This window comes from Brevundimonas sp., assembly GCF_965227765.1.
In the GTDB taxonomy this organism is placed as follows: Bacteria; Pseudomonadota; Alphaproteobacteria; order Caulobacterales; family Caulobacteraceae; genus Brevundimonas.
Genome location: NZ_OZ245778.1, coordinates 1,603,096 through 1,619,147 on the forward strand (window position 1 = coordinate 1,603,096; position 16,052 = coordinate 1,619,147).

12 protein-coding genes are annotated in these 16,052 nt (G+C 68.0%); 8 read left to right on the plus strand and 4 right to left on the minus strand.

Annotation, left to right across the window (positions count from 1 at the left end; all coding sequences use genetic code 11):
• Nucleotides 1-11: 11 nt before the first annotated feature.
• Together ACO05L_RS07715 and ACO05L_RS07720 are read left to right on the plus strand one after the other, a co-directional pair.
• Nucleotides 12-1,361, plus strand: a complete 1,350-nt coding sequence (locus ACO05L_RS07715; protein ID WP_421731570.1) for a dicarboxylate/amino acid:cation symporter — start codon at nucleotides 12-14, stop codon at nucleotides 1,359-1,361.
• Between the two features lie 22 nt (nucleotides 1,362-1,383).
• Nucleotides 1,384-2,268 (plus strand): hypothetical protein, encoded by an 885-nt coding sequence (locus tag ACO05L_RS07720; protein ID WP_421731571.1) that lies wholly within the window; start codon nucleotides 1,384-1,386, stop codon nucleotides 2,266-2,268.
• Here the strand turns inward: ACO05L_RS07720 and sseA are convergent.
• Both sseA and ACO05L_RS07730 read right to left on the minus strand, forming a co-directional pair.
• Nucleotides 2,265-3,101 carry a 3-mercaptopyruvate sulfurtransferase gene (sseA, locus tag ACO05L_RS07725; protein ID WP_421731572.1) on the minus strand — a complete coding sequence of 279 codons (837 nt, stop codon included), beginning with the start codon at nucleotides 3,099-3,101 and terminating at the stop codon, nucleotides 2,265-2,267. The genes ACO05L_RS07720 and sseA overlap by 4 nt on opposite strands.
• A 40-nt stretch (nucleotides 3,102-3,141) precedes the next feature.
• The gene (locus tag ACO05L_RS07730) at nucleotides 3,142-4,605 is read right to left on the minus strand and encodes a cryptochrome/photolyase family protein (protein WP_421731573.1); all 1,464 of its coding nucleotides are present in this window, start codon (nucleotides 4,603-4,605) and stop codon (nucleotides 3,142-3,144) included.
• Nucleotides 4,606-4,726: 121 nt separating this feature from the next.
• Here ACO05L_RS07730 and kdsA point away from each other — a divergent pair, with 121 nt between their 5' ends.
• The 4 genes from kdsA to ACO05L_RS07750 are packed head-to-tail and all read left to right on the plus strand — an operon-like array spanning nucleotide 4,727 to nucleotide 9,188.
• The gene (gene kdsA / locus ACO05L_RS07735; protein WP_421731574.1) at nucleotides 4,727-5,593 is read left to right on the plus strand and encodes a 3-deoxy-8-phosphooctulonate synthase; all 867 of its coding nucleotides are present in this window, start codon (nucleotides 4,727-4,729) and stop codon (nucleotides 5,591-5,593) included.
• An 18-nt stretch (nucleotides 5,594-5,611) separates the two neighbouring features.
• Complete coding sequence (gene rfaE2, locus ACO05L_RS07740; protein WP_421731575.1) at nucleotides 5,612-7,081, plus strand: D-glycero-beta-D-manno-heptose 1-phosphate adenylyltransferase; 1,470 nt, start codon at nucleotides 5,612-5,614, stop codon at nucleotides 7,079-7,081.
• Nucleotides 7,078-8,079, plus strand: a complete 1,002-nt coding sequence (gene rfaD, locus ACO05L_RS07745) for an ADP-glyceromanno-heptose 6-epimerase (RefSeq protein ID WP_421731576.1) — start codon at nucleotides 7,078-7,080, stop codon at nucleotides 8,077-8,079. The genes rfaE2 and rfaD overlap by 4 nt, the downstream gene beginning before the upstream one ends.
• Complete coding sequence (locus ACO05L_RS07750) at nucleotides 8,076-9,188, plus strand: DUF3089 domain-containing protein (RefSeq protein WP_421731577.1); 1,113 nt, start codon at nucleotides 8,076-8,078, stop codon at nucleotides 9,186-9,188. The genes rfaD and ACO05L_RS07750 overlap by 4 nt, the downstream gene beginning before the upstream one ends.
• A 105-nt stretch (nucleotides 9,189-9,293) precedes the next feature.
• Here the strand turns inward: ACO05L_RS07750 and recG are convergent, their stop codons facing one another.
• Together recG and ACO05L_RS07760 are read right to left on the minus strand one after the other, a co-directional pair.
• Nucleotides 9,294-11,384, minus strand: coding sequence for an ATP-dependent DNA helicase RecG (gene recG / locus ACO05L_RS07755; protein WP_421731578.1), 2,091 nt, complete (start codon nucleotides 11,382-11,384; stop codon nucleotides 9,294-9,296).
• A gap of 31 nt (nucleotides 11,385-11,415) precedes the next feature.
• Nucleotides 11,416-12,075: a hypothetical protein gene (locus ACO05L_RS07760; RefSeq protein ID WP_421731579.1), complete on the minus strand. Its 660-nt coding sequence runs from the start codon at nucleotides 12,073-12,075 to the stop codon at nucleotides 11,416-11,418.
• 218 nt (nucleotides 12,076-12,293) lie between these two features.
• Here ACO05L_RS07760 and ACO05L_RS07765 point away from each other — a divergent pair, with 218 nt between their 5' ends.
• Both ACO05L_RS07765 and mfd read left to right on the plus strand, forming a co-directional pair.
• Complete coding sequence (locus ACO05L_RS07765; protein ID WP_421731580.1) at nucleotides 12,294-12,605, plus strand: succinate dehydrogenase assembly factor 2; 312 nt, start codon at nucleotides 12,294-12,296, stop codon at nucleotides 12,603-12,605.
• Nucleotides 12,605-16,051, plus strand: a complete 3,447-nt coding sequence (gene mfd, locus ACO05L_RS07770; protein WP_421731581.1) for a transcription-repair coupling factor — start codon at nucleotides 12,605-12,607, stop codon at nucleotides 16,049-16,051. The genes ACO05L_RS07765 and mfd overlap by 1 nt, the downstream gene beginning before the upstream one ends.
• Nucleotide 16,052: the final 1 nt, after the last annotated feature.

Genomic DNA, 16,052 nt, shown 5'->3' on the forward strand with positions numbered 1-16,052 from the left:
CCGGGGACTGTATGGAAACGACGAAGACGCGCGGGCTGCCGCTGCACTGGCTGATGCTGATCGGCTTTGTGGTGGGGCTGGCCGGAGGGCTGGCGGTCAATATGTTGATCGGGCCGGAGACGGCCTGGGTTGTCTGGGTGACGTCGAACATCACCGGACCGGCGGGCCAGATCTTCCTGCGTCTGCTGTTCATGCTGGTCATCCCGCTGCTGTTTTCGGCCCTGGTCGTGGGCGTGGCCGAGATGGGCGACCTGCAGTCGTTGGGCCGGGCGGGGATCAAGACCCTGCTGCTGACCATCGTCGTATCGGGCATCGCCGTCGTCATAGGCCTGGGGATGGTCAACCTGTTCCGGCCCGGCGACGGGGTCGATCCGGTTCTGGCCCAGGCCCTGCTGAACCAGGGCCGCGAAGGCGCCTCGGCCATCGTCAACTCGGCGCCGGAGAGCGTGCAGTTCGGCCAGTTCTTCCTCGACCTGATCCCCTCGAACGTCTTCACGGCGGCGGCGGACAATCAGATCCTGCCGGTGATGATCTTCGCCCTGTTCTTCGGCATCGGCCTGGTCATGGCCAAGTCGCCCAATACCGACCGGCTGCAGAACGTCATCGAGGGCATCCTCGAAGTGACGATGAAGCTGATCAACCTGGTCATCAAACTGGCCCCCTATGCGATCGCCTGCCTGATGTTCAACCTGGCCGCCCTGTTCGGCTGGGACCTGCTGCTGCGGCTGGCGGCCTATGTCGGGGTCGCGGTCGGCGCGATGCTGATCCACATGTTCGTGGTCTATCCGCTGGTGGTCTGGTTCGGCGCCGGCATGTCGCCGCTGGCCTTCTTCCGCGGCGTGCGCGAGCCGATGGTGGTGGCCTTCTCGACCGCCTCGTCCAACGCCGCCCTGCCGGTGTCGCTGAAGGCGGCGCAGGAACAGCTGGGCCTGCCGCGCAAGATCGCCCGCTTCGTCCTGACCGTCGGCGCGACCGCCAACCAGAACGGCACGGCGCTGTTCGAGGGAGTGACGGTGCTGTTCCTGGCGCAGTTCTTCCAGATCGAGCTGAGCATCACCCAGCAGATCATCGTCATGCTGGTCTGCATCCTGGGCGGGGTCGGCACGGCGGGGGTGCCTGCGGGCTCCCTGCCTGTGGTCGCCATGATCCTGGTCATGGTCGGGGTGCCGGCCGAGGGCATCGGCCTGATCCTGGGCGTCGACCGCTTCCTGGACATGTGCCGCACGACGCTGAACGTCACCGGCGATCTGGTCCTGGCCACCGTGGTGTCCCGGGGCGAGAGCGACGATCCGGTCGAGCCTGATGCATCAGGGACTCTTCCCGGCGCAGGCCGGAGAAGCCTGAAGACGGCCGCGGTCTAGCCCCAACGCGATGTACGCTGAGATGGCCCAAGATTATCCGGCCTCTGCCGGGCGCACGACCTATGATCCCGCGCCTGACGGGCAGGGTTTGCCTCCGCTCAGCCTGATCGCACGGTTGGACGAGCTCGCGCCCGTTCGGCACCTGGTCGGAGCGCGACTGGGGTTCGCCGCGCGATTCGAAGAGGCGGTGACGCGGCTGTCGGCCGAGGGCGGCGCGGCCATGTCGCCTCATGTCTGCGCGTTGCATTTCGGCGAGAGCCTGAATCTGGAGATCGACCCGCAGCGCCTAACGCACCGGCTGAGCGATCAGCTGTTCGACGGGCGCGCCACGCGACGAACGGACGCCCATTTCCTCGATGGGGGTCGCTGGGACCAGGTGCTGTTTCCTCTGGAGGAGACGCCGGTACACGGTGAAATCCTCGACATCTGTCGGACGCGCGCCGAGTTCCGCAAAACGAGCCGCTATCGGTGGCTGGTGAAGCAGATCGAGCAGGGGCGACCGATGGCGCGCAGCGGTATCCGGCTGGACACCGTCGCCAAGCTGGATGGCTATTTCAGCTACTATCTTGATCTTGTGGAGAGCATCGAGCGCTTCGGCATCGTGCCGCGCCGCCGCATGCGGTCCAAACAGCACACGGGGCGGGCGCATCGTTCGACGCGCACCATCTGGCGAGATTTGATTGAGAGGGACATCGGCGTCGCGGTCGGACCTGACGGGGAACTGGTGCGGCACACATCGGGGCGTCACCGGCTGGCGGCGGCGATCGGTCTGGGGCTGGAGCGGATTCCGGTGGAGGTCAGGATGGTTCACGTCGACTGGCTGTCAGCGCAGGCGCGGCGGCTGGGCATGACGCCCGCTCAGGCCCTGCCGGTCGCCTTGGCCGAGATTGGCTCGCCCGCTCGCTAATCCGTGACGACGGGTGTCTCGGCCCGACCGCCCCACTCGGCCCAGGAGCCGTCGTAGAGCTGGCTGTCACGGCCCAGCTCGGCCAGGCCCAGGGTCAGGACGGCGGCGGTCACGCCCGAGCCGCAGCTGGTGATGACCGGCCCATCGGGAGTTACGCCGGCCTCGGCGAAGACGCGGGCCAGATCGGCGCCACGCTTCATCCCGCCCTGATCGTTCAGCAGCGCCTTGAACGGCAGGTTGAGCGCGCCCGGCATATGACCGCTGCGCAGTCCGGGGCGAGGCTCGGGCGTCTGGCCGTGGAAGCGGGCGGCGGGGCGGGCGTCCACGATCTGGATATCCCCGGTCAAGGCGGCCAGGACCGTCGGCAGGTCAGCAACATCGTTCGGGCGCACGCGCGCCTGGAACCGGGCGGCGAGGGGCGAGGGGGCGGGACCGGCGTCCAGCGTTCGCCCTTCCTGACGCCAGCGCGGCAGGCCGCCGTCCAAGACCCGCACATCGCTCGCGCCCATGTGGCGCAGCATCCACCAGGCGCGCGGGGCGGAGAACAGGCCCGCGGTGTCATAGACCACCAGCGCATCGGTATCGGACAGGCCAAGGGCGCTCATCGAGCGGGCGAAGGCCTCGGGCGACGGAAGCATGTGCGGCAGGTCGGTGTCGGGATCGGACACGGCGTCCAGGTCGAAGAAGACCGCGCCGGGAATGCGCGCCGTCTCGAAGTCGGCGCGGGCGTCGCGACCGTCCAGATGCCAGCTGGCGTCGATGATCTTCAGGCTGGGGTCGCCCAGCCGGGCGGCGAGATCGGCGGTCGAGATCAGCGGGGATGTGTCGGGCATGGATCGAACCTAGGCCGGTCGCCCGCCAGCCGGAAGCGGATCAGTCGTCATATTTGCTGTTGGCGATGGCCTTCAACGCCGCCAGGGCGCGGTCGCGGGCCTGGGCGTGATCGACGATGGGGCGGGGATAGTCATGTCCAAGGCGGACCCGTGCGTCGCGCAGCACCTCGGATGGCGCCGCCCAAGGGGCGTGAATCCATTTGGGCGGCAGGGCCTTGAGCTCTGGAACCCAGCGCCGGACATAGTCGCCGGAACGGTCGAATCGCTCGCCCTGGGCAGTCGGGTTGAAGATGCGGAAGAAGGGCGAGGCGTCGGCGCCCGACCCGGCGACCCACTGCCAGTTCTGCACATTGTTGGCGAGGTCCGCATCGACCAGCGTATCCCAGAACCAGGCCTCTCCGCGTCGCCAGTCGATCAGCAGGTCCTTCACCAGGAAGGAGGCGACGATCATCCGCACGCGGTTGTGCATCCATCCGGTGGCCCACAGCTGCCGCATCCCGGCATCGACGATGGGATAGCCGGTCAGGCCGCGAGTCCAAGCCGTGAACCCCGCGTTGTCGTCCAGCCAGGGGAAGGCGTCGTATTCGGGGCGAAAGGCGCGGTCGGTGATCTGGGGGAAGGCGTGCAGCAGATGGGCCGAGAACTCGCGCCAGGCGATCTCGGCGATGAATTTGTCGGCCTCGGCCGGCGGCGCGCGGCCCTCGTCGGCGGCCTTGCGCACGGCCTGGATAACCCGCCAGGGATGGAGTTCGCCCCAGTGCAGATGGGCCGACAGGCGACTGCCGCCGACCTCGGCCGGGTGATCCCGCCCGACCGAATAGGTCTTCAGCGGCCCGCCGGTGAAGGCGTGCAGCGCCTCGACGGCGGCGGCCTCGCCGGGCGTCCAGTCGAAGCCGCCCAACCAGTCGGGGCGGCGGGGATGCAGACCCCAGGCGTCGATGTCGTCGCTGTCCAGGCCAGAGACGGTCGCGATGCTGCGCGGCCCCGTCGTGTGCGGCGGCGGTTCTGCGCGGGCCAGCAGGGCGTTCTTGAACGGGGTGAAGACCTTGTACGGCCCGCCAGCGCCGGTCAGGACCGATCCCGGCGGGCTCATCAGCGAACCGTTGAAGCCCCGGCATTCGACGCCGTCGTCGGTCAGGGCGTGGGCGATGTCGCGGTCCCGCGCCCAGGCGTAGGGTTCGAACAGCCGGTTCATGAAGACGGTGTCGGCGCCCGTCTCCGAGATCAGTCGGCGAATCTGTCCTTCCGAATCACCCCGGCGCAGCACCAGAGGCGCGCCGCGCTCGGACAAGGCGGCAGACAGGGCGCGCAGGGATTTGTCCAGCCACCACAGGGAGGCCTCGCCCCGCGCTCGGCCGTCGCCCGCCCCGTCCAGAATATAGACCGGGATCACCGGCCGCCCCGTAGCGACGGCGTGATTGAGGGCGGGATTGTCCGCCAGCCGCAGGTCGCGGCGAAACCACAGGATGACGGGCGCAGCGTCGGCTTCGGCCTTGGTGGTCACGCGGGCAAACTCCGTGATATCTTGAATCGAACTCGCCGGAGCGCCACCTGAGCGCCCCATAGGTGCGGCAAGGCTGCACATCCCAAAAGCTTAGGCCCCCGTGGCCGAGAAGGTTTCGCCCGTGAGTGCTCCTAACGCCGTCATCACCCTGTCCGGCAACGGTATCAAGACCCCTGTGGTCATCGGCGGCGGCGCGCGAATCGCCGTCATCGCCGGTCCCTGCCAGTTGGAAAGCCGCCAGCACGCGCTGGAAATGGCCCATGCGCTGAAGGAGATCGGCGAGCGGCTGAACCTGGGCATCATCTACAAGACCAGTTTCGACAAGGCCAACCGCACCAGTGCGGGCGCCGCGCGCGGCTTCGGCCTGGAGGGCTCGCTGCCCATCTTCGCCGAAATTCGCGAGGTCACGGGCCTGCCGGTGCTGACCGATGTCCATACCGAGGAACATTGCCGAATCGCCGCCCAGGCCGTGGACGTGCTGCAGATCCCCGCCTTCCTCAGCCGCCAGACCGACCTGCTGCTGGCCGCCGCCGCCACGGGCAAGGCGATCAACGTCAAGAAGGGCCAGTTCCTGGCGCCCTGGGACATGAAGAACGTCATCGCCAAGGTCGCCGGCGCCGGCAACCCCAACGTCATGGCCTGCGAGCGGGGCGCCAGCTTCGGCTACAACACCCTGGTCTCTGACATGCGCGCCCTGCCGATCATGCGCGAGATCGGCTGCCCGGTCGTGTTCGACGCCACCCATTCGGTGCAACAGCCGGGCGGGCAGGGCACGTCCTCGGGCGGCCAGCGGGAGTTCGTGCCGGTTCTGGCCCGCGCCGCCATTGCGGTCGGCGTCGACGCCGTCTTCATGGAAACCCACCAGGACCCCGACAACGCCCCCTCGGACGGCCCCAACATGGTGCCGCTGAACCAGTTCGAAGACCTGTGCGCCGAACTGCTGGCCTATGACGACCTGACCAAGGCCCGGATGGCGAAGCGGGCCTGAATCCGATAGGTCGGGGACATGGCTGACACGACCCTCGACCTAGGCTCCCTGCAAACCCTGCTCGACCGCGTGGCGGGGCTGAAGATCGCCTGCGTCGGCGACCTGATGCTCGACCGCTACGTCTACGGCGACGTGACGCGCGTGTCGCCCGAGGCGCCGATCCCCGTGCTGAAGCAGAAGCGCACGGTGTCGATGCCCGGTGGCGTCGGCAATGTGGCGCGCAATGTCGCGGCCCTGGGCGGGATCGCCCGACTGGGCGCCGTCGCGGGCGAGGATGCGGCGGGCGCGGAACTGGCGAACGTGGTTCGCGCCGAGGACCGTATTGAGGACTTCATCGACCGCCCCGCCGGCGCCGCGACCATCGTCAAGACACGCTTCGTCTCGGGCGGCCAACAGTTGCTGCGTCTGGACGAGGAAGACATCGCCGTCGGTGTGTTCAGCCGCGACGACGTGTTCGCCGACGCCTCGGCCATCCTGCTGTCCGACTATGCCAAGGGGGTGGTCACCGAACGGCTGATCCGCTCGGCCCTGTGGGCGGCGCAGGCCTCGGGCGCGCCGGTGATCGTGGACCCCAAGGGGCGCGACTTCGCCCGTTATGGCGCGGTCGATCTGATCAAGCCGAATGCCTCTGAACTGGCCGCCGCCACCGGACTGCCGGTCGAGACTGACGCCGAGATCGAGGCTGCACTGGCGGCCCTGCTGGCAGCGACTACGGCCAAGGCAATCGTGGTCACGCGGGCCGGCAAGGGCATGTCCCTGGTCCAGCGCGGCGGCACGGTCAGGCATTTCCCCGGCCGGGCGCGCGAGGTGTTCGACGTGTCGGGCGCTGGCGACACCGGTCTGGCCGCCCTGGGCCTGGCCCTGGCGTCGGGAGCATCACTGGAGCAGGCGGTCGAGCTGGCCATCCTGGCATCCGGCGTCGTGGTCGGAAAAAGCGGCACCGCCGTCGTCAGCCCGGGTGAACTGATCGAGGCCGAGATGAGCCAGCATGCCTCCCTGGCACATGCCAAGGTCGCGCCGCTGGACGAACTGGCTGGACAGGTCGAGGCGTGGCGCAGACAGGGGCTGAAGGTCGGCTTCACCAACGGCTGCTTCGACATCCTGCATTCGGGCCATGTCGCCTATCTGGCCCAGGCGCGGTCGTGGTGCGACCGGCTGGTCGTGGCGCTGAACACCGACTCCTCGGTCCGGCGGCTGAAGGGCGAGGGCAGGCCGGTCAATGATCTGGACAGCCGCGCCGTGGTCATCGGCGGCCTGGCCAGCGTGGACCGCGTCACGGCATTCGACGACCCCACGCCCATCGCCCTGATCGAGCGGCTGCGGCCGGACGTGCTGATCAAGGGGGCGGACTATACGCGCGAGGGCGTGGTCGGCGGCGATCTGGTCGAGAGCTGGGGCGGCGAGGTGCGGCTGGCCGAGTTCAAGGACGGCTTTTCCACCACCAAGACCATCGAGAAGATGACCGCCAAGGCCGAGGGCGCGGCATGAGCCGCAGGATTATCGTCGTCACCGGCGGCGCGGGCTTCATCGGCTCCAACATCGTGGCCCGGCTAACGGCCCAGGATCGTTACGACGTGGTCGTCTGCGACCGGCTGGAGACCGCCGACCTGGCCAAATGGAAGAACCTGGCCAAACACCCCATCGCCGACTTCTGGTCGCCGGAGGAACTGTTCGAGCAACTGGAGCGCCACGCCGAGGCCGTCGAGGCCGTGGTGCACATGGGCGCGATCTCGGCGACGACCGAGCCGGACGCCGACCTGATCCTGAGGACCAACTTCACCCTGTCGCGCGACCTGTGGGACTGGTGCTCGCTGCGGGATGCGCGGTTCATCTATGCGTCTTCGGCGGCCACTTACGGCGACGGCGAGGCGGGGTTCGAGGACGACGACAGTCTTGAGGGCCTGTCTTCGCTGAGGCCGCTGAACGCCTACGGCTATTCGAAAATGCTGTTCGACCAGTATGCGGCGCGCCAGTCGGATCGGGGCCAGTCGCCGGGCCAGTGGGCGGGGCTGAAGTTCTTCAACGTCTATGGCCCCAACGAGGGTCACAAGGGGTCGATGAAGTCGGTGGTGGCCCAGATCTGGCCCTCGGTTCAGGCGGGCGAGACCGTGCGCCTGTTCCGCTCGCACCGGCCCGACTATGCCGACGGCGGCCAGATGCGCGACTTCGTCTATGTCGAGGACGTGGTCGATATCGTCCTGTGGCTGCTGGAGACCCCGCACGTCTCCGGCGTGTTCAACGCGGGATCGGGCCAGGCGCGGTCCTTCCTCGACCTGGCCCACGCGGTGTTCGCCGCCGCCGGCAAGACGCCCGCCATCGACTATGTCGACACGCCCGAGGTGATCCGCGACCGCTATCAGTATTTCACTGAGGCTCGCATGGATCGGGTGCGCGCCGCCGGGTTCGGGGGGCAGGCGACGCCTCTGGAAGAGGGCGTCCGCCGCTACGTGCAGGACTATCTGTCCCAGCCGGATCCGTATCGGTGACGGCCAAGTCGACCAAGGGGCTGACCTTTCGCCAATGGGTCGGCTGGACCGGGTTCGCCCTGGTCTTTTTGCTGTTCGCGGCGGTCCTGGTGTGGCGCGGCGATCTGCTGCGGGCGGCGCTGAACCCGCAGATTCCCTGGCCCGCCTATGATCCGCCCGCCGCCCCCGACTACGCCCAGCCCTCGGCCTGGGCGCTGAAGGATGCGCGGGTTTCGGGCGCGGGGCCGGCGGCGGTCTTCTTCCTGCATTCGACCACCTATGACGGCGGCAAGGACTGGAACGAGCCGATCGGCGATCCCAAGGCCGACGCCTATCTGCGCCGCGTGGTCATTCCCAACTACGCCGGGCCGTTCGCGCGCGCAGGATCCGTCAGCGTGCCGCGATATCGTCAGGCCAGCCTCTATACCCGCCTGTCGCTGAGGCGGGATTCGCGCGACGCGCGGGTCTTCGCCTATGACGACGCCAAGGCCGCCTTCGACGCCTGGCTGGCGCGGCACCCGACCGGTCCCATCGTCTTGGCGGGTGTGGAGCAGGGCGGCGAACTGATGGACCGGCTGGTGCGCGACGTCGTGGCGCCCGACGCGGATTTGAGGCGGCGGCTGGTCGCGGTCTATCTGGTCGATACCGTGATCGCCGTCGAACGGCTGAGCCCGGCGGTGCCGGCCTGCACCTATCGCGAGCAGACGGGATGCGTCCTGAGCTGGTGGCAGGCGGGCGAGGGCGACGACGGCGCTGCGGCGCAGAGGCTGAGACGCACCCTGGTCTGGGACGGTCGCGGTCGTCTGGTCGAGCTGGATGGACGGGCGGCCCTGTGCGTCAATCCGGTCACCGGCAGCTCGGACGAGGCTCCGGTCGCCGCGCGCCGGCACCTGGGCGCTGCCAATGCGACGGGTCTGGAATGGGGGGTGCGGCCGGCGTTCCTGGACCGGCTGGTCGCCACCCGCTGCCTGAACGGCGCCCTGCGTCATTCCGAGCCGGAGTCGGAATCGTTGCGGAACTCAGGCAGTTGGGCGGATCGCAGGAAGTCGAGACCTTACAATCTGTTCTACGCAGACACTGAGGCAGACGTTCATGCGCGCTTGACCGCGTGGGAAGCCGCCCAGCCCTAGCTAGAGGCGGCCCTTAGCTCGCTCCAGCGGTCCGCAAATATGCATCGTCATCCTCGGGACAAGCCCGACAACGACGGATGTGATGGGAGCCATCGGCCCCGCAGTCTAGTCCAACCCGGCCCTGTCGTTGCGCCAGTCGAACAGGGCTTCAAGCACCTTGACCGCCTCGCCGCGTTCCGAGGTCAGGTCGGGATCGCGGCCCAGAACCAGCCGCGCGTCGTCCGAGGCCGCCAGCATCAGCGAGCGATGCCGCACCGGGTCGGCGAAGCGATAGGCGGGAAAGCCGCTCTGCTTCAGGCCCAGGGGATCGCCGCCGCCACGCAGGCGGAAATCCTCCTCGGCGATCTCGAACCCGTCCTCGGTGCGGCGCAGGGTTTCCAGCCGGGTCTTCGCCGTCTCTCCCAAACCGTCATCGCCGCCGCCGTACAGCAGGATGCAGGCGCTGGCCTTGGCCCCGCGTCCGACCCGTCCGCGCAGCTGATGCAGCTGGGCCAGACCGAAACGGTCGGCGTGTTCGATGACCATGATGGAGGCGTTGGGCACGTCGACCCCGACCTCGACCACCGTGGTGGCGACCAGGAGCGGGATGCGGCCGTCGGCGAAGTCGGCCATGACGGCCTCGCGCTCGGCGCCCGGCATCTGGCCGTGTGCCAGACCGACCTCGATCTTCAGGATGCGACGCAGATCGGCGGCGCGGGCCTCTGCGGCGGCGAGGTCGGACGCCTCGCTCTCGGCCACCAGCGGACAGATCCAATAGGCCTGGGCGCCGCCTTCGATGGCCGCCTTCAGCCGCTGCGCCACCTCCCCGATACGGGTCAACGGCAAGACGGCGGTGGCCACGGGCGTGCGACCGGGCGGCTTCTCCATCAACCGGCTGACCTCAAGCTCGCCATACTGGGTCAGCTCCAGCGTGCGGGGGATGGGGGTCGCCGACATGGTCAGCAGGTGGACGCCGCCGATGCGCGGATCGCCCTTGGCCTGCAGCCGTTGGCGCTCATTGACGCCGAAGCGGTGCTGTTCGTCGATGACGGCCAGGGCCAGCCGGTCGAAGCGGACGGCGTCCTGGAACAGGGCGTGGGTGCCGATGGCGACCTGGGCCGCGCCGGTGGCCAAGGCCTCCAGCCGGGTGCGCCGTTCGACCGTGGTGTCGCGCCCGGTCAGCAGGACGGCGGTTATGCCGGCGCTCTCCAGCATGGGGGCCAGGCGCTGATGATGCTGGCGGGCCAGGATCTCGGTCGGCGCCATCAGGGCGGCCTGGAAACCGCTGGAGGCCGCGTCGGCCATGGCCAGGGCGGCGACGGCGGTCTTGCCCGATCCCACGTCGCCCTGCAGCAGGCGGCCCATCTGTTCGCCCGACGCCAGGTCGCGGCGGATCTCGGCCAGGGCCTGGGCCTGGGCGTTGGTTAGGGTGAAGGGCAGGGCGGACAGCAGGGTGGCCGAGGCCTGGCCCGGCGCGATGACGGGCGCAGGCGTGATCTGGCGCGCGCGGCGGCGACGGGCCAGGGCCAGCTGATGGGCGAACAGCTCGTCATAGGCCAGGCGCTGGCGCACGGGAGATTCGGGGCCGAGATCGAACTCGCTGGTCGGGGCGTGCAAGGCCTCCAGCGCCGCGCGCCAGCCGGGCCAGCGCCGTGCGGCCATCCAGGCCGGGTCCTGCCATTCCGGCAGTTCGGGCGCGGCGGTCAGGGCGGCCAGGGCCAGCTTGCGCACCACCCGCGATCCCAGGCCGGCGGTGGCGGGATAGACCGCCTCGACCGAGGGAATCTCGTCGGCCTTGTCCAGCGGCACGATCCAGTCTGGGTGCAGGATCTGGACCTCGCCATTGTAGCGTTCGACCTTGCCCGAGACGAGGCGCCGCTCGCCGCGCGGCAACTGGCGGTCGATGTGCTGGGGGCTGCCGCCGAACCAGATCAAGTGGACGAAGCCGGTCGCATCCGAGGCCCGCACCTTCAGCGGCGCGCCGATCTTGGACGGCACGAACAGACGGTCGATCTCGACCTCGAACACCCCCACCTCGCCCTCGACGGCCTCTGCGGCGGTCGTGCGGCGCCGTGTGATCAGGCCGGACGGCGACAGGAAGACCAGATCGCGCACCAGCGGCCCGGCCAGCTTCTGCACCAAGGGCGCGACCTTGGCCCCCACCCCCTTCAGGCTGGTGACCTCCGCAAACACGGGAAAGAGAATCTGGGGGCGCATTGGGGAAGGTATAGCGGGGTGTGGGCGAGGGTTACACCGAGGTCCGAGGATGGGACTCGATCTTCAAACGCATCAACTTCCACGCGACGACCGCGATGCTTAGTCCTGCCGCCGTACTCGCGACCGCAACCGTTCCATCGACAAGCGCCAGGACTGCGGCAGTAGAAAAATCGTCGGCGTCAGAAACCTTGGTCGCAGCTCGATTGATCGCGCTTATCACGAGCGCTCCCATAATCAGCGGCCAGCGATAGCCCTTCGTAGAGGCAAAAGCCGTAAGCGGCCCAACAAACTTTTCTGTCGTGGCTTGCAGTAGTGGCCAGCCGGGAAGAAGGGCAGTGACGCCAAGGGCAGCCACGAAGACGACGCAACTAACGGCTATTCCGACGCCGCTGTTCGCCTTCACGGCGACGACAAACAGTGCGATCGAAACAAGTAGGGGCATAAGCATCGCGATCGACGTCGCCACAAACTTGGCGAATCCGAGAGGGGAAGTGCGCGCACCCATCATCATCATCGACACGCTGTAGATCGCGACAGCCCAACCCGTCGTCAGGACAAGACCGACGACATAGTCTTCAGTCCGAAGCGCGGGGCCATGTGCCCAACTGAGCAAATCAGACGCGGCTAAGGCTGCGCCGCATAGCGCTAGATAGAGCAGGCCGATCTTAGGTATCGTCCCCAACTCGGCCATGAAAAGCGCGCGAAAACTTGACGGACCGGTGTTTACCATTCGTCGAACATGAAGCTTTGCCGCTGTGTTTGTCTATGCCGGTTTCCACACGATCACCGCCGATTGGTGGATTTAGGCGGCTTCTGTCGGAGCACTGCACACGACCTTGCTGGCAAATCGGACAGTGGAACGCTATCTGATCCCCCACATTCCAGATGACTGACCGGGCAAGGATTCTTGTGGCCGATACGAACGCGCGTGCGACGACTGAAGAGCGACTGGGCCGGATCACCTTCCGAGCGTGGAGGCGTGGGTTCAGGGAGCTGGATCTGGTGCTGGGGCCGTTCGTCGAACAGGTCGGGCCGACGCTGGGCGAGACGGATCTGGACGATTTCGAGCATCTGCTGAGCCATGACGACGACCACAGGATCTATGCCTGGATCATCGGCACGGAACCGACGCCCGACGCATACGAAACGCCCCTGATGGTCCGCATCCGCGACTTCATGCGCGCCCACGTCGCCCATGCGGTGGCCGAGGGCATCGGCTGATGGATGCGCGGGTCGCTCGTACGGACCAGGAGCTGGGCGGCGCGCCCGAGGGTCTGGACGCCCTGGTCGTCGCCGACCGGCTGAAGACGTCAGGCGGGCTGGGCCTGTTCGTGGCGCGGGACTATCAGCGCGCTGGAAACTTCGCCCAGGCCTTCCGCTTCTTCGCCAAGGATGTCGAGGTCATCGAGTTCCCGGCCTGGGACTGTCTGCCCTATGACCGGCTGAGCCCAACGTCTTCGGTCTCGGCCGAGCGGATGGCGGCCCTGACGCGGCTGGCCGGGCGACCGGACAGCGACCGCAAGCCGGTGCTGGTCGTCACCACCATCGCCGCCGCCATGCAGCGGACGCCGCCGCGCGAAGTCACGCAAGGGGCGGGCTTTGACGCCAAGGTCGGCGCCGATCTGGATCAGGCCGCGCTGGAGAAATACTTCAGCACCAACGGCTATATGCGGGCCTCGACCGTCAACGAGCGCGGCGAGTACGCCGTGCGCGGCGGCGTCATCGACGTGTTTCCGCCCGGGTTCGAAGAGCCGGTGCGGCTGGACATGTTCGGCTCGGAGCTGGAATCGATCCGCACCTTCGATCCCGCGACGCAGCGCTCCACCGGTCAGCGCAAGTCGGTGTCGCTGTCGCCCGTGTCCGAGGCCCTGCTGGACGCCGAGACCATCTCGCGGTTCCGCACCGGCTATCTGGGCCTGTTCGGCGCGGGCGGCGATGATCCGCTGTATGTCGCCGTTAGCGAGGGCGCGCGGCGTCAGGGGATGGAGCACTGGCTGCCGCTGCTCTATCCGCGGCTGGAGACCCTGTTCGACTATCTGCCCGACGACGCGCCGGTGTTTCTGGACAATCAGGTCGAGGCGGCTCGGGGCGAACGCTGGGCCCTGGCGGCCGACGCCTATGACGCCCGGCACGAGGCCTCCAAGACCAAGTCGGGTGCGTCGAACCGCGCCCTGCCGCCGGACCGGCTGTATCTGCCCGAGAGCGACTGGAACTCGGCCCTGGCTGGACGCAATGTCCGCCGCCTGACGCCGTTCGACACCACTGGCGAGGACGCCGGGGGCCGCCTGGGCCGCACCTTCGCCGCCGAGCGGGCGCAGGATAGCGTCAACCTGTTCGCCGCCGTGGCCCAGCACGCCGAGACGCTGAAAAGCGAGGGCAAGCGGGTCCTGTTCGCCTCGTGGACCGAGGGCTCGTCCGAGCGGCTGTCGGTCATGATGGGCGATCACGGCCTGGAGCATATCGTCGCCGTTCGCGACTGGGACGACGTGCAAAAGGCGCCTCAGGGCCTTTACCTGCGCGCCATCCTGCCGGTCGAGCATGGCTTCACCACCGATAGTCTGGCGGTCATATCCGAGACCGACATGCTGGGCGACCGGCTGGCGCGGCCCAAGCGCAAGCGCCGCGCGTCCAACTTCCTGGCCGAGGCTTCGGCCCTGACGACCGGCGATCTGGTCGTCCACCTGGATCACGGCATCGGTCGCTATGAGGGGCTGAAGACCCTGGAGATCCAGGAGGCGCCGCACGACTGCCTCGAACTTCTCTATGCCGGCGAGAGCAAGCTCTATCTGCCGGTCGAGAACATCGACCTGCTGACGCGATACGGCACGGATTCCGACGACGTTCAGCTGGACCGGCTGGGCGGCGCGGCCTGGCAGGGGCGCAAGGCCAAGGCCAAGGCCCGCCTGCGCGAAATGGCCGAGGGGCTGATCGCCCTGGCCGCCAAACGCAGCCTGAAGACCGCCGACGCCATCACCCCGCCTGCGGGTCTGTTCGACGAGTTCTGCGCCCGCTTCCCCTATGACGAGACCGACGACCAGCTGAACGCCATCGGCGACGTGCTGGAGGACCTGGGCAAGGGCACGCCGATGGACCGCCTGATCTGCGGCGACGTGGGCTTTGGCAAGACAGAGGTGGCGCTGCGGGCCGCCTTCGTCGTGGCCATGACGGGCCAGCAGGTGGCCGTGGTCTGTCCGACGACGCTGCTGGCGCGCCAGCATTTCAAGACCTTCTCGGAACGGTTCGCCGGCTGGCCGGTCAAGGTGCGCCACCTGTCGCGCATGGTCACGGCCAAGGACGCCGCCGAGACGCGCGCCGGCCTGAAAGACGGTACGTTCGAGATCGTCGTCGGCACTCATGCGGTGCTGGCCGAGCAGGTCGGGTTCAAGGACCTGGGCCTGGTGATCGTCGACGAGGAGCAGCACTTCGGCGTCAAGCATAAGGAGAAGCTGAAGTCCCTGCGTGCCGATGTTCACCTGCTGACCCTGACCGCCACGCCCATTCCGCGCACGCTTCAGATGGCGCTGTCGGGCATTCGCGAGATGTCGATCATCGCCACCCCGCCGGTCGATCGCCTGGCAGTGCGGACCTATGTCACGCCGTGGGATCAGGTGCTGATCCGCGAGGCCCTGCTGCGCGAGAAGTATCGCGGGGGCCAGGCCTTCTATGTCTGTCCGCGCCTGAACGACCTGCCGGATGTCGAGAAATTCCTGCGCGAGCAGGTGCCGGAGATCAAGTTCACCGTCGGCCACGGCCAGATGTCGCCGACCCAGTTGGAAGACGTGATGAGCGCCTTCTACGACGGCGAATACGACCTGCTGGTCTCGACCACCATCGTCGAGAGCGGCATCGATATCCCGACCGCCAACACCCTGATCGTGCACCGCGCCGACATGTTCGGCCTGGCCCAGTTGCACCAGATCCGCGGCAGGATCGGGCGATCCAAGGCGCGCGCCTTCGCCTATCTGACCACCGATCCGAAAAAGCCGCTGTCCCTTTCGGCCGAGCGGCGGTTGCAGGTGCTGCAGTCGCTGGACAACCTGGGCGCCGGTTTCCAGCTGGCCAGCCACGACCTGGACCAGCGCGGCGGCGGCAACCTGCTGGGCGACGAACAGTCGGGCCACATCCGCGAGGTCGGGGTCGAACTGTACCAGCAGATGCTGGAGGACGCAGTCGCCGGACTGCGCGAGGCAGGGGCCGAGGGCGTGGTGGATCGCGGCTGGTCGCCGGCCATCAATGTCGGCGCCGCCGTATTGATTCCAGAGAATTACGTGCCGGACCTGAACGTTCGTCTGAGCCTGTATCGCCGCCTGTCCGACGCCGAGAACACCGAGAGCCGCGAGGCCCTGGCCGCCGAATTGATCGATCGGTTCGGACCCTTGCCGGACGAGGCCAAGCAACTGCTGCGCATCGTCGGCATCAAGGCCAACTGCAAGAAGGCCTGTGTCGAGCGGATCGACATCGGACCCAAGGGCTGCGTCCTGACCCTGCGCGACAATACATTCCCCAACCCGATGGGGTTGGTCGGGCTGATCCAGAAGAACCATGCCTTCTGGAAGATCCGGCCGGACCAGAAGATCGTCGTCAAGGGCGACTGGCCGACGCCGGAGGACCGGCTGAAGGTCGCCGAGCGGATCACCGCCGATCTGGCGCGTGTGGCGGGCGCCTGAG